This is a genomic window from Mesorhizobium sp. HAY1-8B (assembly GCF_056868045.1).
The window spans coordinates 1,335,663-1,358,892 of the sequence record NZ_CP200321.1; the positions used below are offsets into that span (position 1 = coordinate 1,335,663).

Consider the following 23,230-nt stretch of genomic DNA (forward strand, 5'->3'; position numbering starts at 1 on the left):
TTATCCCTGCATGTCTCTTGGATATGCTTGGGCGGTATGCGAGGTCAGCATTCCTCGCCGAAGCGCGACGCGACAAGCTGCTCCAGCGCGTCCATGACCTCGAGCGCCTCGGGTCCGCTGGCGGTGACGCGGATCGAGTATCCCGGGCTGGCGGCCAGCATCATGAGGCCCATGATCGACGTGCCGCCGACCTTGACGCCGTCCTTCTCGACATGGACCGCGGCATTGAAGCCGCTGGCGAGCTGGACGAATTTCGCCGAGGCGCGTGCATGCAGGCCGCGCTGGTTGACGATCGGAAACTCCCGGACGATCTGGTCTTTTTCCGAGGATAGCGCGTTCATTTGCTGCTCAGAAGCTGGCTGGCGACATTGATGTATTTGCGGCCGGCAGCCTGCGCCTCATCGAGCGCGGCCGCCATGTTGTCGCCCTTGCGGATCGACGACAGCTTGATCAGCATCGGCAGGTTCATGCCGGCGATCACCTCGGTGCGGCCGGACTCCATCACCGAGATGGCAAGGTTCGACGGCGTGCCGCCGAACATGTCGGTCAGCACGATGACGCCGGCTCCGGTATCGACACGGGCGACGGCGTCGACGATGTCGCGGCGACGCTGTTCCATATCGTCGTCGGCACCGATCGCCACGGTTTCGAAATTGTCTTGTGGCCCGACGACATGTTCGACGGCATGTCGGAACTCGGTGGCCAGTTGACCGTGCGTTACAAGCACGAGTCCGATCATTCTTTGGTGGCTCCCGTCATCGCCGCTTCACAGGCGCATTTTATGCTCGCCAGCCATTCCAGGCGGCGGGAGCGCTATCTTGTCGACGCGCGGCCCGTTGACAAGCCCAAAATTGCGCCTGCCCATGCCATTTTGACGCATTGCAGCAAAAAATTCCGGGCGGATCATAGAAAAGGCATGATGGATAGCCGCGCCATCACCGCGGGCAGGGCAGCCTGGACATTGCGTTCGGCCAGATCGATCCGCGGCACCGCGCACCCGGCGATCTCGTCACTGGCGTCCTCCTGGAAGCGCGCGATTTCACCGGCCGGCAGCAGGCGTATATGCAGGTCGACGACGCAGGCGGGTTCGAACGGCAGCGGCCGGGGTCCAAGTCCCGGCACTTCGGCGAGGCCGGTGATGGTGGCGGGTGCGCGGCATACCAGCCGCCCCGCATGCGCCTCGACGAAAAGCTGATCGTCGCCGACCAGCCGTGAGAACAATCCGCGCTGACGGCAATGGTCGATGAGCGTCAGCGCCAATGTCGTCTTGCCTGAACCGGACGCGCCGCTGACCAGAACGCCACGTTCGCCGATCAGGACCGCCGTCGCGTGAGTGTTTTCAGGCCGCACGGATCATGTCTTTTGCAACAGGCATGATCCCATCCGAAAACCGGTTCCCGCTTCTTGCTGCGCTGGCCTTCCGTTCGGGATCATGCTTCGGACGGCAGCGTCACGACGAAGCGCGCGCCCTTGATCTCGCCGGGCTTGGTGCCGGGAATGTTCTCGGCGGTCAGCGTGCCGCCATGGGCCTCGACGATCTGCCTGGAGATCGACAGGCCAAGGCCCGAATTCTGGCCGAACGCCTCGCCGGCCGGTCGGTCGGTGTAGAAACGCTCGAAGATGCGGTCGATGTTGTCGGCGCGGATGCCAGGACCGTTGTCGTCGACGGTGAGGATGTTGAACTTGCCTGCGCGCGCCAGCGAAAGACTGATGTGGCCGTGGTCCTCGGGAACGAAGGAACGCGCATTCTCGATCAGGTTGGTGATGACCTGGCCGATACGCAGATCGTGGCCGACGACGAAATAGCCTTTGACGCCCTGCGGCAACTTGGCGACCTTGAGTTCGATCTCGACCGCCTTCTTGTTGCGGGTGGTTTCGCGCGACACGGCGACCAGATCGGTGACGAATTTCTTCAGGTCCACGGTTCCCGCGTCTTCGCGCGCGAGTTCGGCGTCGAGACGGGAGGCGTCGGAAATATCGGTGATGAGCCGGTCCAGCCGCCGGACATCATGCTGGATGATCTCCATCAGCCGGCTGCGCGAATTGTCGTTCTTGGCCAGCGGCAGGGTTTCCACCGCGCTGCGCAGCGACGTCAGCGGGTTCTTCAATTCATGGGAAACGTCGGCGGCGAAGCTTTCGATCGCCTCGATGCGGGCATAGAGCGCGTTGGTCATGTCGCGCACCGCCACCGACAGATTGCCGATCTCGTCCTGCCGGTCGGAAAAGTCCGGGATCTCCTCGCGGCTCTTGACGCCGCGCCTGACCCGCACCGCCGCCGCCGACAGCCGGCGCAGCGGGTTGGCGATGGTCGAGGCCAAAAGCATCGACAGGATGGCGGTGACGAGTGCCGCGATACCGAAGACGCGCAGGATCGCCTTGCGCTCGGCGGCGACGATCTTGTCGATGTCGCCGCCTTCGGTCGACAGCATCAAGACGCCCAGGACGGCGCGGAAGCGCTGGATCGGCACCGCCACCGAAACGATCTGCTCGCCCTGTTCCGAGACGCGCACGATGGTCGACGGGCTCCCGGTCAGCGCCTTGACCACTTCCGGGAAGGCCGCGCCATTGCCGCCCGGCTGTTCGTGATAGACCGGCAGGTCGGTGTTGCGGAAGAAGTCGAAGATGAACTTCTGGATGCGCTCGACAAGGTCGGGCTCTTCCTCGTCGACCGGCGGCAGGTCGTAGCGCAGGATCTGGCCGCGCGAATAGAGATGGCGCGAATCGAGCAGCAGATTGGCGTCGCGGTCATAGATGCGTGCCCGAGTCCGGGTCGGCGAGATCAACCGCCGCAGCACCGGCGCGACACGTTCGGGATTGATCGGAAAATCCAGATTGTCGAGCTGGTCGGAGCCCGGCCCAAGGCTTTCGCCGGCCTGCAGTTCGAGCAGCTTTTCCGGATCGATGCTGATCGAGTCCGTTTCGACCGTCGCCGATGCCGCGATCGCGCCGGCGATGATCTCGCCCTGCGTCATCAGGCTTTCGACGCGGGCATCGATCAGCCCGTCGCGGAAGGTGTTGAGGTAGAGGATGCCGGTGACCAGGACAGCCAGGCCGGCAAGGTTGAGGAACAGGATGCGCCGCGTCAGGCTGGAAAAGATGTGATGGCCGAGGAAGCGGCGCATCGGAACGGTGATCTTCGACACGAAGGACGGCATGATGCGCGACGGTCGCCTGGCAGCGCCCGCCGGTCTTGTTCGCTGTGCTTCCACTGCCATCGAATAGCAGGCCCTGCTTAGTCTTCGGTTCGATGCATGTCGCTACCCCAGACGGGATCACTTTTGGGCGACATGCATCAGCTTAAGCTTCGCGGAACCGGTATCCGACTCCGTAAAGGGTTTCGATCATTTCGAAGTCGTCGTCGACAGCCTTGAACTTCTTGCGCAGCCGCTTGATGTGGCTGTCGATCGTGCGGTCATCGACATAGACCTGCTCATCATAAGCCGAATCCATCAGCGCATCACGACTTTTTACGACACCGGGGCGCTGCGCCAGCGAATGCAGGATCAGGAATTCGGTGACGGTGAGCGTCACCGGTTCGCCTTTCCAGGTGCAGGTGTGGCGTTCCTGGTCCATGACGAGCTGGCCGCGTTCAAGCGAGCGGGCCTGCTGGCTGGGCGCCTTTGCCGCAGCCTCGCGGGCGCTGGCACGGCGCAGCACGGCGCGTACCCGCTCGACAAGCAGACGCTGCGAGAACGGTTTGCGGATGAAATCGTCGGCGCCCATCTTGAGGCCGAACAACTCATCGATCTCATCGTCCTTGGAGGTCAGGAAGATCACCGGTAGGTCGGACTTCTGGCGCATCCGGCGCAAAAGCTCCATCCCGTCCATGCGCGGCATCTTGATGTCGAGGATGGCGAGATTCGGCGGCCGCGCCGCCAGGCCCTCCAGCGCGGACGCACCATCCGTATAGGTCTCGACACGATATCCCTCGGACTCGAGGGCGATCGACACCGACGTCAGAATGTTGCGGTCGTCATCGACAAGCGCGATTGTTGCCATTTCAAGCGGCTCCGTCATGAGCTGTCCCTTCTTTCGTAGAGAAGGGGCTTTTGCAGGACAAATTAGGTACAAAATGTGGCATAGGCCTTGTCCGCTGTCACGCGCGGGGCGCCGCAGGCCACAATCCTACCTCGACATGGATTGGACGAGCGAACGCGGCCAATCCTTTGGGCAACCGTGAAACTTTTTGCATATATAAACGATTTAAACAACTTTCAAAATATTTAAATCGATTAATGATTTGATATCATTTGGCTTTTCTGGTTCTGACCATCTCAGCCCGTACCGCGGGCGTGCCGGAAATACGCCGGCAAAGACGCAGCAAATGGAAGAAGGGACACCAATGTCGGAAGTCGGCAAACGCAATCCTGCTTGCGCGATCGATCGTATCGGCCTGAAAACCACCGGCGTGGTGCGCTACAATTTCGGGGCGGCGGCCCTTTATGAGGACTCGATCCGGCGCGGCGAGGCCCGGCTGACCGCGCATGGCGCGCTGGTCGCCGAGACCGGCCAGCACACAGGCCGTTCGCCCAAGGACAAATTCGTCGTCCGCGACGCAGCCACCGAGCCGCATGTCTGGTGGGATAACAACAAGGCGATCTCTCCGGCCCAGTTCGAGACGCTGCTTGCCGATTTCCAGGCCCACGCCGCGGACAAGGATCTTTACGTGCAGGACCTGGTTGGCGGCGCCGACGCGGAGCTGAAGCTCACCACCAGGGTGATCACCGAATTCGCCTGGCACTCGCTGTTCATCCGCAATCTGCTCATCCGTCCGGATAGCGCCGAACTCGAGCGGTTCGTGCCCGAGATGACGATCATCGACCTGCCGTCCTTCCGCGCCGATCCCGCCCGCCACGGCAGCCGCACCGAGACGGTGATCGCCGTCGACCTCAGCCGCAAGATCGTGCTGATCGGCGGCACCTCCTATGCCGGCGAGATGAAGAAGTCGGTGTTCACCATGCTCAACTATCTCCTGCCGCAGAAGGGCGTGATGCCGATGCACTGCTCGGCCAATGAGGGGCCGGCCGGCGACGCCGCCATATTCTTCGGGCTATCCGGAACCGGCAAGACGACGCTCTCGGCCGATCCGTCGCGAACGCTGATCGGCGACGACGAGCATGGCTGGGGACCGCATGGCATCTTCAACTTCGAGGGCGGCTGCTACGCCAAGACCATCAAGCTGTCGGCGGAAGCCGAACCGGAGATCTTCGCCACCACGCAGCGCTTCGGCACCGTGCTGGAAAATGTCGTGCTCGACGCCGACGGCGTGCCCGACTTCAATGACGGCCGCCTCACCGAAAACACCCGCTGTGCCTACCCGCTCGACTTCATCCCCAACGCCTCGAAGACCGGACGCGCCAATCATCCCAGAAACATCATCATGCTGACCGCCGATGCCTTCGGCGTGATGCCGCCGATCGCGCGGCTGACCCCGGCGCAGGCGATGTATCATTTCCTCTCCGGTTACACGGCCAAGGTGGCCGGAACCGAAAAGGGCGTCACCGAACCCGAGGCGACGTTCTCGACCTGTTTCGGCGCGCCGTTCATGCCGCGCCATCCGTCGGAATACGGCAACCTGCTGCGCGCGCTCATCGCCAGCCATAGTGCCGATTGCTGGCTGGTCAACACCGGCTGGACCGGCGGCGCCTATGGCACCGGCAAGCGCATGCCGATCAAGGCGACGCGCGCTCTGCTTGCCGCCGCGCTCGACGGCTCGCTGAAGACCGGCGCATTCCGCACCGACGCCAATTTCGGCTTCGAGGTGCCGGTGGCCGTGCCTGGCGTTGACAGCTCAATTCTCGATCCGCGCTCGACCTGGGCCGACAAGGCTGCCTATGACCGGCAGGCGGCAAGACTGGTCGGGATGTTCGCGGTCAACTTCGAGAAATTCGAGCCGCATGTCGATGCGACCGTCATGGGTGCGGCACCCCGCATGCAGGAAGCGGCGGAGTAGTCGTCACGCCGCTCAGCACCATTGAAGGCCCGGTTTCGATCGGGCCTTTTCTTTTTCGGTCCGCCGCGCCATGACTGCGGCATGCCGATCGATGACAACATCATCATATCAGACGAAGCCGTGATCCATCCGGGCGACCTGCACGAGGATTTCATCCGCTCGTCCGGTCCCGGCGGCCAGAACGTCAACAAGGTGGCGACGGCCGTGCAACTGCGCTTTGACGCGGCCAACGCGGCCGGCCTCTCTGAGCGCGTGCGCGCACGCACGATCAAGCTTGCCGGTCAGCGCGCCACCAAGGACGGCGTCATCGTCATCGAGGCCGGGCGCTTCCGTACCCAGGAGCAGAATCGCGCCGATGCAAGGGCGAGGCTGACGGCGCTGGTGGCCAAGGCCGCGGAGCCGCCACCGCCGCCGCGCAAGAAGACGCGCCCCTCGAAGGGCGCGGTGGAACGGCGGCTGAAAGGCAAGGCCGGGCGCGGCACGATCAAGAAGCTGCGCGGCCGGGTGGAGAACGATTAAGCACCACACCCGGCGCGTGCATAAAATGGCTTTCCATTTGACGCCTCAGATGCAAGGTTTCGCCGTTGCCACAGCAAGGGAGACCAAAGATGGGCATGTTCGATTTCGTCAAGAGCGTCGGCAAGAAACTGGGCATCGGCGGCGACGAGGAAGCCGCACCCACTGCCGACACGCTCAAGAAGGAGCTCGATTCGCACAAGCTCGGCACCGATGGCGTGCAAGTCGTCGTCCAAGGTGACACGGCGGTGCTGAAGGGCGTGGTGAAGGACCAGTCGATCTTCGAAAAGGCGGTGATTGCCGTCGGCAACACGCTGGGTGTCTCCAAGGTGCAGGCCGACGAATTGCAGGTTGCGCCGGATGCCGGCAAGGCAGCTGCGCCGGCCAAGGAACCGACCTTCTACACCGTTCAGAAGGGTGACAACCTCTGGAAGATCGCCGAGAAAAGCTATGGCAAGGGCCAGGGCGTCAAGAATACGGCCATCTTCGAGGCCAACAAGCCGATGCTGACCCACCCCGACAAGATCTATCCAGGCCAGGTGCTGCGCATCCCCTGACTTGGTGGCCAGGTCGCGCCGTTTCGATACGGCGAAGTCAAGCGCCGCGCATCCGAAAGGACGCGCGGCGTTTTCGATTTTGCCCGTCGCGCTCCGCGGAGACACCTTCGCGAATTCAGCCATCCTACCTCAACAGCCACGATGAGATCGGCGGCGGCTTTCGGGTCGCCGTTTTTCCTTGATGGTGGCATCTTGCCGGCTCGAACCATCTCAAGGTGCGCAAATCCATGCTCGTTCTGCCCAAGGGAGTCCGCCACATGCCGGCCTATCTGCCGCGCACTGTTCAGGAGGCGCTTGTCGAGGCGGTGAGAAGCATCGTCCAGCAGGCTCCGCTGTACGTGCCGGCCATGCCGCGCACCGGCAAGGAGATGAGCGTGCGCATGACCAATTGCGGCACGCTCGGCTGGGTCACCGACAAGGAGCGCGGCTATCGCTACCAGCCGACGCATCCATTGACCGGAGAACCATGGCCGCCGATCCCGGAGGGCCTGCTCGATCTTTGGCGGCAAGTGTCGGGCTATCCAAATCCGCCGGAGGCCTGCCTGATCAATTTCTACACGGCGGACGCGAAGATGGGCCTGCACCAGGACCGCGACGAGGCCGATTTCTCGGCACCCGTCATTTCCGTCTCACTGGGCGATGATTGCCTGTTCAGGGTCGGTCAGACGACGCGCGAGGGCGCCACCAAGTCATTCAGGCTGAAAAGCGGTGACGTCGTCGTGCTCGGCGGCGAGGGGCGCCTCTGCTTCCACGGCGTCGACCGCATCTATCCCTCGACCTCGGCGTTGCTGAAGAACGGCGGCAGGATCAATCTGACGCTGCGGCGGGTGACGAAGGCGGTTGTCTAGCGTCTTTGCGCGCGAACACCAAGACGTTGGCGTCTTTAGCTATCTGCCGATAATTTGACATGAGCCGGCTAAATTCTGGGTGGTCGAGAAGCCAGCCGGTCCAGACGGGGTCATCCCTTTCAACAAGAACGAGAGTGGGTTTCGCATTTTCGAATTCGACCCGCTTGGCGCTCACATATGTGTCGGCGATCGCACTGTAGTGCGCTGCCGCGACAGGGTCTCCACTCTGTTCTGCTATCTTCGACAGATAGACCGCAAAGCTCCCCAGCCAATCACTGCAGTAAGCAGAGATCCACTTTCCTTCGATCATTCTCGTCAATGGGTGGCCGACGGCAATGTCCGATCCAATCAACGCTACCGATGGTCGTTGCACCTGCGCACGGATCGCGTTGACAAAGGCGGCATCAGGCTTTTGCGTCGGGAGGAATGGTACCGCATTGGCGAGAATCACGAGAAGGAGTAGCACCTTGCGGGCGCGGTCCATTGTCATTCCGGAAGTGGATGCCCCAATCTGGGCCGCCCGCAGCAAGAGCGCTGCAACGATGAGGCTCAGCGCAGGGAAGGCATGATAAGGCCAACCCTTGCCCTGGTAGACGAGCGGCACTGTCGCCGCCAGGGACGCGACTGCGAAGACCGCGACCAGCGGAGATAAAGAGAGACCGGGCCGCAGAAAGCGGAGCGTATATAGGGCGGCGAGATAGCAGCCGCCATACTTCAACAGAAGCGGCCAGATATTATGGATACGCATATATGTGTCTTCGACAACAGGATAAACCGTATTGAAGAATTGCGGGTAGAAATACAAAACCGTCAGCAGATATGAGACACAAACGGCTGCCACAATCCAATATTCCAGAGTGACCAGCATCCAGATCGACCGACGATTCCATGCGGCATAGAGCGCTGGTGCAAGGAGCACGAGAGCATAGTAAGGTTTGACGAGCACCAGCACGCTGCCGCACAGACCTGCGAACACCACGAGCGGCAGGCTTGGTGTTCGCATGCCAGCAGGATTCGCCCGCCACGCAACGAGCGCGAGAAACGGCAGGAGCAGGGCTACGCCAAGGTGCTCTCTTTCGGAAAATGCATTCCCTGGAAAAATTAGGAGCACTGCCAGAAATGCAGGCAACAGAGCCCACAGCATGCGATTCTCAGCGAATCCGGCTCGGCGGGCAATAAGAGACGCAAAGCCGAGCCCGACGAGACAGACAGCATAGCAGTATGCGCTCACCAACGTTTCCGGCGGGAGACCGAGCGCTAGAGCTGTAGCAACGGCCGGCATCAATATCCAAGAGGTGAAGGGTGGATTCGTTTCAATCAAATCGATGTAGAGGCGGTCGCCACCCAGCATTCGCTCGCAAATGCTGATGATCCAGCTTGTGTCCGGAATGGTGCCCCAGCGCGTCTGCCAAAGAACCGCGGACACGAGAACAATCGTCAAAATCGCGACTGTTCGAACACGTGCTGTTCGATCTTGCGTGCCAAGCATATCGGGAATGGGACGATCCTGGGCCACATTCATCGCTCGCGCATTACTCTGACAGACAATGAAGAATGAAAGGCGACTAGCGGATTGAGGATGCTATCCGTTGGCAGCAGAGGGCACGACAGCGACGGGATCGCGGGTCCGCAATCTTGGCTCGGTTATTTCTCGCCAAAACATTCTTTCGGACACCCGGGCTGTGATGGTGGCTGGCACGCCGAAAAGCTTGGCTGAGAGCGCGATACACGCCATAGCCACGAACAGCCCCCCAACAGCGTCTACAGCGAAGTGACCGCCATGGCTGATGGCCGATACTGCCATCAGTGCGTTAAGCGCTGTCACCGGCATCCTAAGGTAACGCGAGCCCCAAGCCGCCCAAGTACAAAGTGCGGCGCAGGCGACGTGGACGGATGGAAAGGTTAGAAGACCCTGAATATGATCGAATCCGATCTCGAAGGTGGGCTGACTTCGAACGGCGCTGAATTCTGCGAGATAGGCAGTAGCAAAATGGATATCGATATTCTTCAACTGCGACTGGTCTACCCCATAGAAATGGAACGTTCCTTCTGAGGGAAACCAGAGCCCAATGACAGTCGAGAAAATAACGATCATCGCATATGCCGCAATCGTCGCAGTCGCTCTGGAAACGCTGCCGGTGAGAGCGAAATATGCGGGCACCAGGAGGAGCTGAACGATGAACGAGGAGTAGGCAACAAACAGCATGAGTGCCAGAAGTGGCCTTTCGTCTATCCAGCGCACAAAGGCGCGCCAGTCGAAACCCATGGCGTGGTCCATTTGCGACAGCCAGTTATCGGAGATCGGAAGACCCAGTCTCATGCCCGCATAGGTGATGGGAAGGAGGCCAATATTGAGCAGAAGAAAAAGAAAAGTCGTTTCCACGACCGGCTGAAGCCTCGAAAGACCGCGAACTCGGCAATAGATCACCAGCGCCAATTGCACGGCCAGCAGCAGCGCGAGGGTCGTCACGCTTGCGAGATTTATTGTGGTCCGCGTGACAACAAGCAAAGCGAGCATCAGCACGATGGTAGCCATCGTCACTGCCACAAGAATAAGACTTGCACGACTGGCACTCGACATCGCTCGCTGCCTCCGAAAAAGCGATGAACATGCCAAACCATAGATTGGTAGCTGTAAACACGTCCTAAACGATAGATCTGGAAAGCCACGAGTTTCCGGCGCCCGTGGGCTCGCTATGCAACCACGGTCGCGATTTCCTCGGCGCCATATCCTTTGGGGAGCGGCTTCCCGCTGTCCACACCGGCACGCCGCCATCCGTGACGGCAGGCGCTGTGTCAGCGCAATGGCGAGAACGTCGCCGAGATCAGGTGGAAGGGCAGTGCGCCATAAGCGGCGACGGTCGCCTCGTCGTCCCATTGGCGGAATTGCCGCGATGGCCGCGCTTCCAACGTCAGCGCATGCCTTTCGCCATCAAGCGTCACCTTGCCGCGAAAATGCAGCACCCGTTCCCCACCCGACCGGCTGATGGCCATGGCGCGCAGGCGCGCGACATGGTGGTCATCGGCATTGATCTCCAATTCGATGCGGCGGCGGACCGGTGGAACGCTTATCCTGACCGTGATGTCCAGCATCATCTCGCCCATTGTTCGCGGGCAAGGTATGGCCTGTGAAAAGACCGACGGCGGCGCCGTTTCCGACGGCTCGTTGCGGGCTGGCTTGCCGCGCCAGGCCTTGGCTGGCGGCTCTTGGCGCAGCCGGCCGCTCTTGCGCCTCAGCCGCAACTGCTTGGCGAGGCCGCGCGACAGCCAGACCAGCCTGCCGAAATCGGTCCGCGGCTTGGCCTGCAGCACGGCCGACCAGCGCGAGAGGCCGGAGCGGTCGGCCATGTCAAGCACGCGCGCCAGCACCCTGTCCGGCGTCGTCACGCCTATTTCAAGCGTCAGGTAGGAGAGCGCCACCGCCGCGGCAACGGCAAGGCCGCGCCTGGCGACAACATCGAGGAACACGTCCCAGTCGACATCGCCGCCGCGAATGGCCACGGCGCAATCGACCAGCCAGTCGCTGTGGGTGTGGGCGTCGAGGCCGCCATGCGCGATGGCAAGCGCGATGCGGTCGGCCGGCGACGGCACCAGCACGCCGACGCCGCTGAATTCGGCGCTATCGGCCCGTCGCCAGATGGCCAGGTCGTCATCCTCGCTCCGTTGCGAACCGTCATAGGCGAGTTGGTGCAGGTCGATGTCGCCAAGATTGCCCTTGAAGAAATTCATCGAGCGCAGCGACGCCAGTCTTGTCCGCAGATATTGCGGGCTGACGCCGGTGGCGATCTGCCAGTCACCATCGCGCAGCACGTCGAAGGCCGTCTGCATGTCCCGCGGCCGCACCAATATGTCGATGTCGTGCGCCACCCTGCCGCGCTGTGCCGACGCGTTCAAGGCAATGCGGCTGGCACCCTTGATCAGCATTACCTGGCATCCCGCATCCGCCATCGCCTTCAGCGCCGGTTCGGCCTCGCGCATGGCCATGCGCGATTTGGTCCACAGCATCTTCTGCAGGCCGACGAGGCGCGGATAAGCGGAATGGCCGGCGAGCTTCCTGCCGAACCTGTCGGAGATCGCGGCCAGCAGCCGGTGCTCGCGGAACGAGACGAGATCGATATCGTTCTCGTCCAGCCAGCGTGCGGCGCAGGTGGCAGCGGCGTCCTCGTCGGCAAGGAGCGCTGCCTTGAGCAACTGATCGAGCCCACCCGTCGGCCATGACCAGCCATAGTCCGGGAAGCGTCGGTCGATACGGCGAATGTCAGCCATCAGCCCGAGCCGGCCTTGTTCCGCGCCCGCCGCAGCATGGCGAGCCGCGCGACCTGGAGATAGCCGCGGTCGCGTGCCGGATCGCGCCCGTAGGACAGACTGCCAGGCCGGATGCGGCGCCGTGCCAGCACCTCGTCCAGCATGTCGAGGGCAAGGCCCGCTTCGCGCACCCGGGCGATCCAGTCGATCATTTCGCCACGGCCGCCCGGCGGATCGACGATTGGCCCAATCGTCTCGGCGACCTCACGGCGGATCATCATGGTGGTGCGCGACCAGCCGGGCACAGCCTCGGCCTCGGGCGCGTCGGGCCGGTCGTTGCGGAAATTCCGCCAGTGACAGAAAACCCCTGATGTCGTGGGAAATCTCTCCAGATGCGCGAGCTGCCTCTCGATCTTGTCCGGCAGCCAGAGGTCGTCCGCATCGAGCGTCGCGATGAGCGGCGTCGACAGCGCCGCGATGCCCCTGGTCGTGGCGCTGCCAGGCCCGGCATTTGCCTGGCGCAACAGCCGCATCGGCAACTCCGTTCCGCTGATCGCCGAAGCGAGATCGTCGGTCGAACCATCGTCGACGATCACCACCAGTTCAGGCCGCACCGTCTGCGCCGCGACCGAAAGCAGCGTCTCGGCAATCGTGCCGGTTGCGTTGAAGGCCGGTATGACGACGCCGTAGTTCCGCATGCTACATGAACCGCCAATTGGCGAGTTCTTTGACATCGAAGATGCCTTCGACGCCGTGCAAGGAGGGGTCGGCCTTGCGCCGTCGCATCGATTTGTGGATGGCTCGCATGAATTCCCGAAGGGATGTGTCGGCCTGCTTCGTCATGTTGCCGGGGTGACGCCTGTAATAGAGCGCCACGGTATCCGGCGTGACGAATCTGGGTCCACTTTCAAAGGTGCGCAGCAGATAGTCGGTGTCCTCCGCCTGGTGGAAGGCTTCGTCGAAGCCGCCGATCCGATCGACGAGCTTGCGCGAGAAAATGCCCGATGACAGATGAATTCCCCTCACGGTCATGAAATGGCTGCCGGGCTCGGGTTCCAGCCTGTCGTCGTCGATGCCGTCGACCAACATCATGAGGGAATAGGTGAGCTCAAGACCGGGGTCGGCCTGAAAGAACGCAATATCGGCCTTGAATCGTCCGACCGGCGAGACATCGTCCGAATCGAGGAACGACACGAGCTCCGTTTCCGGTTTGAGCAGCTTGAGGCCGGCGTTGCGGGTCCTGGTCACGCCCATGTTCTCCTGCCGAAACAGGCGGATGCAGGGGTTCTCCCCCATCATCGAGCGCACGGCCTCCGCCGAACCGTCGGTCGAGCCATCATCGATGACGATGATGTCGAGATCGGCGGCGTCGCGCTGACGCACCAGCGAGCGCAATGCCGAAACGACATAGCGTTCGCGGTTGTAGACAGGCATGATCACGCTCAACTTCATGAAGCAACCCGCGTTAGAAAATCCGCAATGGTGCCGGCGATCTCCTCGGGATGTGTTCCCAAGGACAGGCGGTAGCTTGGCAACAGGCGAGTAAGATCGCCGAAGAAACGAAAGCCGCTTTCGCGTTCCCCCGGCATCTGCATGATGCCCGACGGCGCCAGCGCTATCATGGCGTCTCGCCGCGACACCGGCACGATCGAACTCGCCTCGCCACCGCCGATATGTGGCACCACCAGCGCAACGATGTCTAGCGCCGGGGGTACCGGCCGCGGCGCTATGTCGACAATGTGAAAAGTGTGCTTGCCCTGCCAGTTCAAGGGGCTCTCGACCCCCAGCCGCTGCTTCAGGCCCAGCCGCGCGAAACCGCGCGCATCCTGCTTCAGCGTTGAAAACAGAGGCCGCGCGGTTACGCCACCGGCGAGATCGATCAGCACATAGTCATCGCCGACGCTGTCGAGCCCGTTGAGCAGACCGGCGGCGACGGTGCCGGATTTGCCGGCGCCACCCGCACCGGCAAGCAGCACGCCCTTGCCATTGGCACCGAGCGTGCCGGCATGGGTCAGCCGCATGCCGCGCGCCGCATATTCCCAATGCAGGAAGGCCCGCAGTGGCGCTGTTGGCTCCCAGGGCGGGAAGGCATCGGCCGACGCCATCAGCTGCACGCCAATGCGGCGTTGCGGATCGTAGACCTGCCAGAAATCCAGATCGTGAAAATAGTGGCCACGCAGCCCGTCCCTGGCGAGCCGTTCGGCAAAGCCGTATTCGGTGAAATGCGCGTCGCCCCACCTTGCCGGCTCAGGGATGCCGCCGATGCCAGGATGAGCGATGAAGATACGGCATGCCGCCGGTGCCGTCAGGCCATCATGGGCCTCTACAAAGGCGTGGCCCAGCGCATCCGCGAGCACACCGGGACGGACATGCGCGGTCAGCTCCAGTCGAGGCAGGCGGACCGTCAGCGGGGCCGGATAATGTGCAGCGGCTTCTTCCGCGGCGGTGATGAGATACCGTGCGTAATCCGGCAAGGTTTCGAGCGTGACGCGCGGCATCCAGCGCCCTCTATCTCGGACGCAGCCGGCTCGTCAGGATGCCTGCTTGACCGCCGGCCAGCCGAGGGGTTCCTCGACCTCGTGGATGGGATCCACGATGATCAGGTCGGCGAGGTCGTCGTGAATGCTCACATTGAGCGGTTCGTTCGTGGCGGCAAGCTCGGCGGATAGCTCGTCCGGCAGCGCTTGCGCAACCTGATCTGAACGCACCAGCAACCCCATTTCGAGCAGTTGCGAGATGAAGTGTTCGAGTTCCGCCGCGCCCAGTGTCGAGCCACCGGCGGTCAGCCCGATCAGGGCTTGGGTGTTGACCCCGGACGAGAGCGCCTGCCAAACCCTGCTGCCGGAATCGGAGAAGCCGAAATACTTGCCATTCGCAAGGTTGAGCACGACGGCCTCGCCATCGAAGGATTCGAAGACGATGTCCCTGCTCGCAACCGCATAGGTGTCGCAATCATGCGTCATTGTTGCCCCCGCTTCACAATTCCCGCCCGCCAGCGGGATCGCTTCCACTGACAACGCCTGTAAACGCTCGGTTCTTTCTTGGCAAGGCAACCGGCGCCGGCAGGGTGCCGGCACTTTTGGCGATCAGTTGGAGCGCAAGCCGATCACGCCTCGATTTCGAGAGCCGATAGCGGCTTCGAGCAGCAGGCGAGGATGAAGCCGTCGTCGATCTCGTGATCTAGGATGCCGCCATTGTGGCTCATCTCGACGGCACCGGAGACTTTCTTCACCTTGCAGGTTCCGCACAGGCCGAATTCGCAGGCCGCGGGTATCCGCACGCCAGAGGCACGCGCCGTCTGCAGCACGGTCTGGCCGGCGACGCATTCGGCGTCGACGTCCGAAAGCGCGAAGCGGATCTGCGTTGCGGCCTCGACGGGAACGGCCACGCCATCCTGCGCCGGCGTTGCGAACGGCGCCGGGATCTCCTCCACCGCGGGTGCGGCAAAGCTCTCCTGGTGGTATTTCGTCATGTCGAAGCCGGCGGCTTCCAGCATGCCGCGCACGGCGCGCATGAAAGGGTCCGGACCACAGCAGAAGATTTCGCGTTCACGGAAATCGGGCGCCAGCAATGGCAGCCGGATGGCGTCGATACGGCCCATATGGCCATACCAGCCCTCGCGGCTTGACCGCTCCTCGATCATGAAGCCCAGCGACAGGCCTGGCATATGACCGCCGAGCAGCTCAAGCTCCTTGCGGAAAATGATCTCTTCGGCGCGACGCGCGCAATTGACGAAGCCGACATCGGTCCATGGCGCGCAGTCGTTCAGCCAGCGCAGCATCGACATCATCGGCGTCACGCCGGACCCGGCCGAGATGAACAGGTATTTGGCCGCCGGATGGCTGTGCAGCGAAAAGTCGCCGCTCGGCCCATAGGCCTTGACGTGCGAACCGGGTGTCAGGTGATCGAACATCCATCGCGTGCCGATGCTGCCGGCCTGCGCCTTCACCGTGACCGCGATAGAGAAGGGCCGCGACGGAGAGGAGGACAGCGTATAGGTGCGCATCAGCGGCCCGTCCGGTACAGGTAGCTCCAGCGTCACGAACTGGCCCGGCTTGTAGCGGAACCAGGTCTGGTTGTCGGATCGGAACGTGAAGGTCTTGACGTCAGGCGCCTCGTCGCTGACGCCGATCACTTCCAGCACCTGCAGCCTGTCGTTCCAGGGCGCCATCTGATCGAGATGGCGATAGAGGCCAAGGTCGGTCATCGCATTCATCCCTCAACCTCTCAGGCGACGCTGCGCAGCGCCGGCCGGCCGCCTTCGGCGAGGCGCGGGCCGATGAAGCGGGCGTACCAGTCGACGAACTGGATCACGCCGCCCTCATGCAGCTCCGAATAGGGGCCGGGCTCATAGGCCGGCGACAGGATGCCGAGGGCGTTTTCCTCGACGATGCGGCGGTCCTGATCGTTGGTCTCGGTCCACACATGGGTGAGCTCGGCAAGATCGTAGTCGACGCCCTCGACCGCATCCTTGTGCACCAGCCACTTGGTCGTCACGGCGGTTTCGGTGGCGCTGATCGGCAGCACGCGAAAGGTGACGGCATGGTCGATGAGGATATGGTTCCAGGTCGTCGGGTAGTGATAGTGCATCAATGTGCCGATACGGTCGGCCGAGACGCTGTCGGAGAGGTTCTTCTTCACCGCCCGCTTGCCGTTCATCGTGTAGCTGACCGCATCGCGCAGCAGCGGCGCCCGCGTGGCTCGGTATTGCCCCGCCGGGTCGATACGGAACTTGCTCGGCAGGCCGGCCGCTTCGCATTTGGCCCAGTGCGCCAGCATCTCCGGATCGCTGTCGGCGCCTTGCACGCCGGTCACGGTCGGTGCTTCCGGGAAGGTTTTGCACAGCTCCGGATGATTGCCCGCGCAGTGATAGCACTCTCGGTTGTTTTCCCAGACGAGCTTCCAATTGCCCTTTTCGACGATGGTGCTCTCGAAGGCGATCTTTGCCTCGCTGAGCCGATGCGGCTTGAGATAGGGTTCGATCATCGCCCGCATCGGCGCGAAGTCGGCTGGCTCCTTCGCCAGGCAGATGAAGATGTAGCCGGCAACGCTTTCGCAGGCGACCGGCTTCAGCCCGAACTGGCTCTTGTCGAAACCGTCGGCCATCTGGCGGGCAAACAGCAGGCGACCGTCGAGCTCATAGGTCCACTGGTGATAGGGACAGACAAGTTTGGCGGCCGTGCCCTTGTCCGTGTTGCAGACCCGGCTTCCGCGATGGCGGCAGGAATTGTGGAAGGCGTTGATCTTGCCCTGCTGATCGCGCACCAGCACGACCGGGTAGTCGCCGACCTGTACGGTGATGAAGCTGCCGGGCTTGGGCAATTCGCAATCATGGCCGATGAAAAGCCAGTCGCGGTACCAGATCAGCTCCATGTCGAGCTTGAAATAGTCCGGGTCGGTGTAGAAGGGCTGTTCGAGCGAGAAACCCTCTCTGCGGCTGTCCAGGAGCCTCAGCATATCGTTGCGCACATCCATGTCCTGTCCTCGTGTTTAAGGACTGACTATGGTGGTGATGGAGGAAGGATCGGATGCAGTCCCGGCGAAGCGCCGGTCATGCACTATCCACCTCTTGACCGCCCACCGCGATCAGTCGAGTTCAAAAATCTCGGGCTGGTTTCCGGGCTCTGGAGTGTCCTTTCGGACGGTCGCTACACCTTCCCAGGCTTTCGCCCAGTGGTCTCCCGTTGCGACTTGAACTCCACCACCGTTGCGGGGGCAGCGCCGGACTTTGACCGGCTTCCCAATTCTCCGCCCCGTCGTCACGAAGCGGCACCTGAGATGGTCATGATCTAATCACGACAGCGCATGCCACATCGGCATGAAAGCGACATCGCATCCATGTGGCGCGACACGCTTGCGCAGCGGGCGGGCCGGGAACAACGGCCACGAAACGTGTCTCGGTGGAGACGGTGCCGGCTATCGAAATCGCCCCGGAATCGAAGCAAGAAAGGTTAACGGTTTCGAAAAGTGACTATTAGCAGATTCTAAAATCGAACCGAACGGTTCGTTTCTGTTGACGGTGCGTACAGCATGGTGTGAACGCTGGGCCTGCGATACATCAGGTGATCGCGTTGCTGATTTTATCTAATCGATTGATATCAAAAAGAAAAATGTTTGATCCGGAAGGCTTTGGTACAATTTCAAGTGGTGGACTCTTGGTCCACACGGAACAACTTCGTGATTGGAAACGGCCACCTGGCTTTCCCACATCGGGGCTGTCCGAACGACGCGATTTTAATCCCAAGACACGCCGCTAGACGGACGGAAAAATACTGGAGTACCAAAAATGAAAAAGATTGTTCTCACTGCCGCCGCCCTTCTGGCCATTTCCGGCAGCGCCTTCGCTGGTAGCGATCATTATGGTTCGAATGCACCTGCAGCCACTGCTGCCGTCGACGGTTCGTATACCGCTTCGACCAAGAAGTCGGAGCCGGCTGCTCAGGCGCCTGTCACGGGTGCCGATCGCAACCTCTTCGGCAACAACTAACAGTCGATTTCCAGCAGGCGGTGGGCTCGGCTCGCCGCCTTGGCGGAACTCGAAGAATTCAGGAGACTTGAAATGAAGAAGATCATCCTTGCTGCCGCCGCCGTTCTGGCTATCTCCGGCAGCGCCTTCGCCGGCAGCGACAACTATGGCTCCAATGGCGCCAACCAGCCCGCTGTTACTTCGACCGACAGCTCTTACACCGCTTCGATCAAGAAGTCGGAACCGGCTGCCCAGACACCTGTTCAGGGTGCCGACCGCAATCTCTTCGGCCACTAACAGCCGATTCTCCGGGGTGGCGGGCCCGCCTGCCGCCCCGTTGAAACTTGAAATTCAGGAGACTTGAAATGAACAAGATCATCATTGCTGCCGCCGCCGTTCTGGCTCTCTCCGGCAGCGCTTTCGCCGGCAGCGACAACTACGGCTCCAATGGCGCCAACCAGCCTGCCGCGACTTCGGTCGACAACTCACGTACGGCTTCGATCCGCAACGGCGATTCGCCCGTCTATAAGCTGCTCAATTCGTCGGGCGACGCGCAGAAGTCGGCACCCCAGGGCGCTGACCGGAATCTCTTCGGCCACTAACAGCCAAAGTCGATCCTAAAAAAGAGTGGCGGGCCTTGCCCGCCGCTCTTTTTTTGCCGTCCAGACAGGCATCTTAAGCCGCCTTTGCTTCCGCTTCATGCAGCGCGAAGGACCGCCCGTCCGTGTCGAAGATATGCAAGTCCTCGGCATTGGCTGTCAGCCGCAGCGTCGAGCCGCGCTTGACCTCGACATTGCCCGGCAGCTTGGTCACCAGAGGCAGGTCGGCGCGGCCGATGTCGACATAGACCAGTTGAACCTCGCCGAGCTGCTCGACGTAATCGACCGTTCCCTCGAACAGATAATCCGCGCCGGTGGCGATGATCAGGTCCTCCGGCCGCACGCCGAAGCTTACAGCCGTACCCTTCGCCGAGGCCGGCGTCGTGATCGGCACCGTAGCCTTGCGCCCGCCGACATGGCTGACGACGGTCGGGCTGCCTGATTTGTCGATCGTCGCCGGCAGGATGTTCATGGCCGGCGAGCCGATGAACTGGGCGACGAACAGATTGCCGGGCTTCTTGTAGAGATCCATCGGCGTGCCGACCTGTTCGATGTGCCCGTCCTTGAGCACGACGATGCGATCGGCCAGTGTCATCGCCTCGACCTGGTCGTGAGTGACGTAGATCATGGTCGTTTTGGGCATCGATTCCTTGAGCTTGGCGATCTCGATGCGCGTGGCGACGCGCAGTGCGGCGTCAAGGTTGGAGAGCGGCTCGTCGAACAGGAACACTTTCGGATTGCGCACAATGGCGCGGCCGATGGCGACGCGCTGGCGCTGGCCACCCGACATCGCCTTGGGCAGCCGGTCGAGATACTTGGTCAGCTGCAGGATTTCCGCCGCCTGACGCACGCGGCGGTCGATCTCGGCCTTGTTCTCCTTGCCGATCTTCATCGAGAACGCCATGTTGTCGTAGACGGTCATGTGCGGATAGAGCGCATAGGACTGGAACACCATGGCGATGCCGCGCTTCGACGGCGGCACGTCGTTGACCACCTCGCCGTCGATCTTGAGCTCACCCGAAGTGATTTCCTCGAGCCCGGCGATCGAACGCAGCAAGGTCGACTTGCCGCAGCCCGATGGACCGACGAAGACGATGAACTCGCCCGATTTGATATCGAGGTCGATGCCGTGGAGAATGTTGAGATTGCCGTAGGACTTCTTCACTTGTCTCAAATTGACATCGGCCATTGGTTTCCTCCCAGTGATCGCTCAAAAAAGATTCAGTCGATGCGCCCGAACCAGGCGCCGTAACCGCCCAGTTCGATCGAACCGGTGCTCGCCTGTCCGGAAAACCCGTGTCCCGGCAAAGGTTGCAGTGATGGGCCGCCAAGGTCAACCTTGGCCGGTTTGGCGCCGAGGTTGAAGACGCAGACGACTTGCTCATTGCCCGCCCGACGCGTGAACGCGACGGTTTCGCCCTCGCTTTCGATGAAGGTGATATCGCCCTTGGCCAGCGCCGGATGGGCACGGCGGAAGGTGAGGAAGCGCCGGTAGTGTTCGAGCAGCGAAGCCTGGTCGCCCTGCTGCACATTGACCGCCTGCGCCAGATGTTTTGCCGGCACCGGCAGCCACGGCTTTGCCTGGGAAAAACCGCCATTCTTGGCGCTGCCATCCCACACCATGGGCGTGCGGCAGCCGTCGCGGCCCTTGAATTCCGGCCAGAAGCGGATGCCATAGGGATCTTGCAAATCCTCGAAGCGCAATTCGGCCTCGCCGAGCCCGAGCTCCTCACCCTGATAGATGCAGACCGAGCCGCGCAGCGACATCAGCAATGCCGAGATGACCTTGAGATAGGCGGTCGGGTCGGCCTCATCGGCAGCCCAGCGCGAGGCCGGGCGCATCACGTCATGGTTGGAAAACGCCCAGCACGACCAGCCGTCGCTGGCGACCTTGCCGAAGGCTTCCAGCACCGAGCGGACCTTGGCCGCGCTGATCTTTTCCGGCGCCAGGAAGTCGAAGGAATAGCACATGTGCACGCGCTTGCCGCCGGCGGTATAGGCGGCCACGACTTCCAGACCGCGCTGCGAATCGCCGACTTCGCCGACCGCGGCGGTCGCCGGATATTCATCGAGCAAGGCGCGGAAGCGTTCGAGGAAGCCTAGGTTTTCCGGACGGCTCTTGTCGTAAAGATGGTCCTGGTAGTTGTAGGGATTGACCGCTGGCGCTGTCTGGTCGTTGCGCTGTTCAGGCGGCAGCGGCGGATTGTTTTCCAGGCCCTGGCTGTGGAAGTAGAAATTGATCGTGTCGAGGCGGAAGCCGTCGACGCCGCGTTCCAGCCAGAAGCGGGTGACGTCGAGCAGCGCGTCCTGGACTTCGCGGTTGTGGAAGTTGAGGTCGGGCTGTTCGGCAAGGAAATTGTGCAGGTAATATTGCTGGCGGCTGGTGTCCCACTGCCACGCCGATCCGCCGAAGATCGACAGCCAGTTGTTGGGCGGTGTGCCGTCCGGCCTGGCGTCCGCCCAGACATACCAGTCCGCCTTCGGATTGGTGCGGCTCGACCGGCTTTCCTTGAACCAGGGATGGCTGTCGGCTGTGTGCGACAGCACTTCGTCGATCATCACCTTGAGACCCAGCCGATGCGCCTCCGCCGTGAGCGCATCGAAATCGGCCAGCGTGCCGAACATCGGGTCGACGTCGCAATAGTCCGAGACGTCGTAGCCGAAATCCTTCATCGGCGATTTGAAGAAGGGCGAGATCCAGATGGCGTCAGCGCCGAGCGCGGCGATATAGGCCAGCCGCCCGATAATGCCCTTGAGGTCGCCGATCCCGTCGCCGTTCGAATCCTGGTAGCTGCGCGGATAGATCTGGTAGATCACAGCCCCTCGCCACCAGTCGCGATCGACGGCAAGGTCAGGCTTCGAGTTGGCCTTCAAAGCGGATTGCATGGTTTCAGCCTCCTTTCACCGAGCCGGCAAGCAGCCCGCGGACGAAATAGCGCTGCAGCGAGAAGAAGACGATCAGCGGCACGATGATGGTGATGAAGGCCGATGTGGTCAGGATCTCCCAGTTGCCGCCGCGAGAGCCGAGCAGCGCATTGAGCTTGGCTGTCAATACGATCTGGTCGGGTGCCGTACCGAGGAAAACCATCGCCACCAGCAGATCGTTCCATACCCACAGGAATTGGAAGATGGCGAAGGAGGCCAGCACCGGGAAGGACAGCGGCAGCACGATCTTGACGAAGATCTCGAAATCGCTGGCGCCGTCGATGCGGGCCGATTCCATGATCTCGCGCGGCAGGCCGGCAATATAGCTGCGCAGCAGATAGATGGCGAAGGGCAGGCCGAAGCCGGTATGCGCCAGCCAGATGCCGAGATAGGTCTTCGACGGCACGCCGAAGAAAGTGCCGACGCCGTTGTAGAGTTTCAACAGCGGGATCAGGGACATCTGCAGCGGCACCACCAGGAGGCCGATGATGACCGCGATGAGCAGCGCACGGCCAGGAAAACGCATCCAGGCCAGCGCGTAGGCGGCAAAGGCGGCGATCAGGATCGGAATGACGGTCGCCGGGATGGTGACGGTCAGCGAATTCATGAACGAGCGGCCGATGCCTTCCGAAAACAGCACGGTCTGGTAGTTGTCGGTGGTGAATTTCGGCGGTGCCGAAGAGGCATAGTAGACGCGCTGGCCACGATCGCCTTCGAACGCCTTGGGCGAGGCCATGACGAAGCTGCCGTCGGCATTGACCTGCAACGTCACGCCGTCACCCAAGTCTGCCGATGTGCCGGCCGGATACTGTGTCGGTGCCGCCGCCTTGACGCCAAAGGCGCTGATGCTGCGCCTGGCGCCGTCGCCGAAAATGTTGCCCTCGAGGACGAACTTGCCGTCCTTCTGGGTCTGCGCCGAGGCGGGCGGCAGGCGCCCGGCCTCGGTCTGGCTGGAACTGGCGAATGAATTCCACCAGCCGGAGGCAACGATCTGGTCCTTGTCGCGCAGCGACGAGACCAGGATGCCGAGTGTCGGAATGGTCCAGATCGCCACGAAGACCAGCACCGCTATATGGACGCCGAAACGGCTGGCGAAGGAATTTCCGGTCGCGACGGCCATT

General features: G+C 62.1%; 24 protein-coding genes and 1 riboswitch. Of the genes, 7 read left to right on the forward strand and 17 right to left on the reverse strand.

Translation table 11 applies throughout. The features are described from left to right. Window positions 1-44: 44 nt before the first annotated feature. From AC1VON_RS06665 to AC1VON_RS06685, 5 genes are all read right to left on the reverse strand, one after another. Window positions 45-341, reverse strand: a complete 297-nt coding sequence (locus AC1VON_RS06665; protein ID WP_056569043.1) for an HPr family phosphocarrier protein — start codon at window positions 339-341, stop codon at window positions 45-47. Next, window positions 338-739 (reverse strand): PTS sugar transporter subunit IIA, encoded by a 402-nt coding sequence (locus AC1VON_RS06670; protein WP_010912939.1) that lies wholly within the window; start codon window positions 737-739, stop codon window positions 338-340. The genes AC1VON_RS06665 and AC1VON_RS06670 overlap by 4 nt, the downstream gene beginning before the upstream one ends. A 164-nt stretch (window positions 740-903) precedes the next feature. Then, complete coding sequence (locus AC1VON_RS06675) at window positions 904-1,350, reverse strand: HPr kinase/phosphorylase (RefSeq protein ID WP_483121072.1); 447 nt, start codon at window positions 1,348-1,350, stop codon at window positions 904-906. 80 nt (window positions 1,351-1,430) lie between these two features. Continuing rightward, window positions 1,431-3,215: a stimulus-sensing domain-containing protein gene (locus AC1VON_RS06680; RefSeq protein WP_483121074.1), complete on the reverse strand. Its 1,785-nt coding sequence runs from the start codon at window positions 3,213-3,215 to the stop codon at window positions 1,431-1,433. An 82-nt stretch (window positions 3,216-3,297) separates the two neighbouring features. Then, window positions 3,298-3,999: a response regulator transcription factor gene (locus AC1VON_RS06685; protein WP_010912942.1), complete on the reverse strand. Its 702-nt coding sequence runs from the start codon at window positions 3,997-3,999 to the stop codon at window positions 3,298-3,300. A gap of 343 nt (window positions 4,000-4,342) precedes the next feature. Between AC1VON_RS06685 and AC1VON_RS06690 the strand changes: the two genes are divergently transcribed. From AC1VON_RS06690 to AC1VON_RS06705, 4 genes are all read left to right on the forward strand, one after another. Beyond that, window positions 4,343-5,953, forward strand: coding sequence for a phosphoenolpyruvate carboxykinase (locus AC1VON_RS06690; protein WP_483121076.1), 1,611 nt, complete (start codon window positions 4,343-4,345; stop codon window positions 5,951-5,953). Between the two features lie 81 nt (window positions 5,954-6,034). Further along, a complete protein-coding gene (gene arfB / locus AC1VON_RS06695; protein ID WP_483121078.1) occupies window positions 6,035-6,472 on the forward strand; it encodes an alternative ribosome rescue aminoacyl-tRNA hydrolase ArfB in 438 nt (145 codons plus the stop codon). Window positions 6,473-6,561: 89 nt separating this feature from the next. Continuing rightward, window positions 6,562-7,026 carry a peptidoglycan-binding protein LysM gene (lysM, locus tag AC1VON_RS06700; RefSeq protein WP_172347361.1) on the forward strand — a complete coding sequence of 155 codons (465 nt, stop codon included), beginning with the start codon at window positions 6,562-6,564 and terminating at the stop codon, window positions 7,024-7,026. Window positions 7,027-7,253: 227 nt separating this feature from the next. Continuing rightward, window positions 7,254-7,874 (forward strand): alpha-ketoglutarate-dependent dioxygenase AlkB family protein, encoded by a 621-nt coding sequence (locus AC1VON_RS06705; RefSeq protein WP_483121080.1) that lies wholly within the window; start codon window positions 7,254-7,256, stop codon window positions 7,872-7,874. Here the strand turns inward: AC1VON_RS06705 and AC1VON_RS06710 are convergent. The 9 genes from AC1VON_RS06710 to AC1VON_RS06750 form a co-directional block, all read right to left on the reverse strand. Beyond that, window positions 7,834-9,396 carry a hypothetical protein gene (locus tag AC1VON_RS06710; RefSeq protein WP_483121082.1) on the reverse strand — a complete coding sequence of 521 codons (1,563 nt, stop codon included), beginning with the start codon at window positions 9,394-9,396 and terminating at the stop codon, window positions 7,834-7,836. The genes AC1VON_RS06705 and AC1VON_RS06710 overlap by 41 nt on opposite strands. A gap of 60 nt (window positions 9,397-9,456) precedes the next feature. Continuing rightward, window positions 9,457-10,455 carry a phosphatase PAP2 family protein gene (locus AC1VON_RS06715; protein ID WP_483121084.1) on the reverse strand — a complete coding sequence of 333 codons (999 nt, stop codon included), beginning with the start codon at window positions 10,453-10,455 and terminating at the stop codon, window positions 9,457-9,459. A gap of 215 nt (window positions 10,456-10,670) precedes the next feature. Further along, entirely contained in the window at window positions 10,671-12,140 is a 1,470-nt protein-coding gene (locus tag AC1VON_RS06720; protein ID WP_483121086.1) for a nucleotidyltransferase family protein, read from the reverse strand. Next, window positions 12,140-12,817, reverse strand: coding sequence for a glycosyltransferase family 2 protein (locus AC1VON_RS06725; protein WP_483121088.1), 678 nt, complete (start codon window positions 12,815-12,817; stop codon window positions 12,140-12,142). The genes AC1VON_RS06720 and AC1VON_RS06725 overlap by 1 nt, the downstream gene beginning before the upstream one ends. Window position 12,818: 1 nt before the next feature. Further along, a complete protein-coding gene (locus tag AC1VON_RS06730; protein ID WP_483121090.1) occupies window positions 12,819-13,571 on the reverse strand; it encodes a glycosyltransferase family 2 protein in 753 nt (250 codons plus the stop codon). Next, window positions 13,568-14,617, reverse strand: a complete 1,050-nt coding sequence (locus AC1VON_RS06735; RefSeq protein ID WP_483121092.1) for a serine kinase — start codon at window positions 14,615-14,617, stop codon at window positions 13,568-13,570. Before AC1VON_RS06735 ends, AC1VON_RS06730 begins: the two co-directional genes overlap by 4 nt. A gap of 33 nt (window positions 14,618-14,650) precedes the next feature. Beyond that, on the reverse strand, window positions 14,651-15,082 hold the full coding sequence (locus tag AC1VON_RS06740; RefSeq protein WP_172347354.1) for a PqqD family peptide modification chaperone: 432 nt from the start codon (window positions 15,080-15,082) through the stop codon (window positions 14,651-14,653). 143 nt (window positions 15,083-15,225) lie between these two features. Then, window positions 15,226-16,326, reverse strand: a complete 1,101-nt coding sequence (locus AC1VON_RS06745; RefSeq protein ID WP_483121094.1) for an FAD-binding oxidoreductase — start codon at window positions 16,324-16,326, stop codon at window positions 15,226-15,228. A 20-nt stretch (window positions 16,327-16,346) separates the two neighbouring features. Continuing rightward, window positions 16,347-17,594 (reverse strand): aromatic ring-hydroxylating oxygenase subunit alpha, encoded by a 1,248-nt coding sequence (locus tag AC1VON_RS06750; RefSeq protein ID WP_483121096.1) that lies wholly within the window; start codon window positions 17,592-17,594, stop codon window positions 16,347-16,349. A 116-nt stretch (window positions 17,595-17,710) separates the two neighbouring features. Beyond that, a riboswitch (cobalamin riboswitch) is annotated at window positions 17,711-17,911 on the reverse strand. A 494-nt stretch (window positions 17,912-18,405) separates the two neighbouring features. Here AC1VON_RS06750 and AC1VON_RS06755 point away from each other — a divergent pair. The 3 genes from AC1VON_RS06755 (at window position 18,406) to AC1VON_RS06765 (ending at window position 19,187) form a co-directional block, all read left to right on the forward strand. Then, on the forward strand, window positions 18,406-18,606 hold the full coding sequence (locus tag AC1VON_RS06755; RefSeq protein WP_056569087.1) for a DUF680 domain-containing protein: 201 nt from the start codon (window positions 18,406-18,408) through the stop codon (window positions 18,604-18,606). A 72-nt stretch (window positions 18,607-18,678) separates the two neighbouring features. Next, complete coding sequence (locus AC1VON_RS06760; protein ID WP_140770226.1) at window positions 18,679-18,882, forward strand: DUF680 domain-containing protein; 204 nt, start codon at window positions 18,679-18,681, stop codon at window positions 18,880-18,882. A 68-nt stretch (window positions 18,883-18,950) separates the two neighbouring features. Continuing rightward, the gene (locus AC1VON_RS06765; RefSeq protein WP_172347351.1) at window positions 18,951-19,187 is read left to right on the forward strand and encodes a DUF680 domain-containing protein; all 237 of its coding nucleotides are present in this window, start codon (window positions 18,951-18,953) and stop codon (window positions 19,185-19,187) included. 73 nt (window positions 19,188-19,260) lie between these two features. On the opposite strand, the gene AC1VON_RS06770 is transcribed toward AC1VON_RS06765, so the two are convergent. From AC1VON_RS06770 to AC1VON_RS06780, 3 genes are read right to left on the reverse strand one after another with little or no spacing between them, the layout of a single operon-like run. Then, window positions 19,261-20,373 carry an ABC transporter ATP-binding protein gene (locus tag AC1VON_RS06770; protein WP_483121099.1) on the reverse strand — a complete coding sequence of 371 codons (1,113 nt, stop codon included), beginning with the start codon at window positions 20,371-20,373 and terminating at the stop codon, window positions 19,261-19,263. 32 nt (window positions 20,374-20,405) lie between these two features. Further along, window positions 20,406-22,070 (reverse strand): beta-galactosidase BglA, encoded by a 1,665-nt coding sequence (gene bglA / locus AC1VON_RS06775; RefSeq protein WP_483121101.1) that lies wholly within the window; start codon window positions 22,068-22,070, stop codon window positions 20,406-20,408. Between the two features lie 4 nt (window positions 22,071-22,074). Continuing rightward, entirely contained in the window at window positions 22,075-23,229 is a 1,155-nt protein-coding gene (locus AC1VON_RS06780) for a carbohydrate ABC transporter permease (protein WP_483121103.1), read from the reverse strand. Window position 23,230 lies beyond the last annotated feature (1 nt).

Bases quoted from the DNA above. Each gene is read 5' to 3' on its own strand.
- AC1VON_RS06665 (WP_056569043.1), bottom strand. From the start codon at position 341: ATGAACGCGCTATCCTCGGAAAAAGACCAGATCGTCCGGGAGTTTCCG.
- AC1VON_RS06670 (WP_010912939.1), bottom strand. From the start codon at position 739: ATGATCGGACTCGTGCTTGTAACGCACGGTCAACTGGCCACCGAGTTC.
- AC1VON_RS06680 (WP_483121074.1), bottom strand. From the start codon at position 3,215: ATGGCAGTGGAAGCACAGCGAACAAGACCGGCGGGCGCTGCCAGGCGA.
- AC1VON_RS06685 (WP_010912942.1), bottom strand. From the start codon at position 3,999: ATGGCAACAATCGCGCTTGTCGATGACGACCGCAACATTCTGACGTCG.
- AC1VON_RS06690 (WP_483121076.1), top strand. From the start codon at position 4,343: ATGTCGGAAGTCGGCAAACGCAATCCTGCTTGCGCGATCGATCGTATC.
- arfB (WP_483121078.1), top strand. From the start codon at position 6,035: ATGCCGATCGATGACAACATCATCATATCAGACGAAGCCGTGATCCAT.
- lysM (WP_172347361.1), top strand. From the start codon at position 6,562: ATGGGCATGTTCGATTTCGTCAAGAGCGTCGGCAAGAAACTGGGCATC.
- AC1VON_RS06705 (WP_483121080.1), top strand. From the start codon at position 7,254: ATGCTCGTTCTGCCCAAGGGAGTCCGCCACATGCCGGCCTATCTGCCG.
- AC1VON_RS06710 (WP_483121082.1), bottom strand. From the start codon at position 9,396: ATGAATGTGGCCCAGGATCGTCCCATTCCCGATATGCTTGGCACGCAA.
- AC1VON_RS06715 (WP_483121084.1), bottom strand. From the start codon at position 10,455: ATGTCGAGTGCCAGTCGTGCAAGTCTTATTCTTGTGGCAGTGACGATG.
- AC1VON_RS06720 (WP_483121086.1), bottom strand. From the start codon at position 12,140: ATGGCTGACATTCGCCGTATCGACCGACGCTTCCCGGACTATGGCTGG.
- AC1VON_RS06725 (WP_483121088.1), bottom strand. From the start codon at position 12,817: ATGCGGAACTACGGCGTCGTCATACCGGCCTTCAACGCAACCGGCACG.
- AC1VON_RS06730 (WP_483121090.1), bottom strand. From the start codon at position 13,571: ATGAAGTTGAGCGTGATCATGCCTGTCTACAACCGCGAACGCTATGTC.
- AC1VON_RS06735 (WP_483121092.1), bottom strand. From the start codon at position 14,617: ATGCCGCGCGTCACGCTCGAAACCTTGCCGGATTACGCACGGTATCTC.
- AC1VON_RS06740 (WP_172347354.1), bottom strand. From the start codon at position 15,082: ATGACGCATGATTGCGACACCTATGCGGTTGCGAGCAGGGACATCGTC.
- AC1VON_RS06745 (WP_483121094.1), bottom strand. From the start codon at position 16,326: ATGACCGACCTTGGCCTCTATCGCCATCTCGATCAGATGGCGCCCTGG.
- AC1VON_RS06750 (WP_483121096.1), bottom strand. From the start codon at position 17,594: ATGGATGTGCGCAACGATATGCTGAGGCTCCTGGACAGCCGCAGAGAG.
- AC1VON_RS06755 (WP_056569087.1), top strand. From the start codon at position 18,406: ATGAAAAAGATTGTTCTCACTGCCGCCGCCCTTCTGGCCATTTCCGGC.
- AC1VON_RS06760 (WP_140770226.1), top strand. From the start codon at position 18,679: ATGAAGAAGATCATCCTTGCTGCCGCCGCCGTTCTGGCTATCTCCGGC.
- AC1VON_RS06765 (WP_172347351.1), top strand. From the start codon at position 18,951: ATGAACAAGATCATCATTGCTGCCGCCGCCGTTCTGGCTCTCTCCGGC.
- AC1VON_RS06770 (WP_483121099.1), bottom strand. From the start codon at position 20,373: ATGGCCGATGTCAATTTGAGACAAGTGAAGAAGTCCTACGGCAATCTC.
- bglA (WP_483121101.1), bottom strand. From the start codon at position 22,070: ATGCAATCCGCTTTGAAGGCCAACTCGAAGCCTGACCTTGCCGTCGAT.
- AC1VON_RS06780 (WP_483121103.1), bottom strand. From the start codon at position 23,229: ATGGCCGTCGCGACCGGAAATTCCTTCGCCAGCCGTTTCGGCGTCCAT.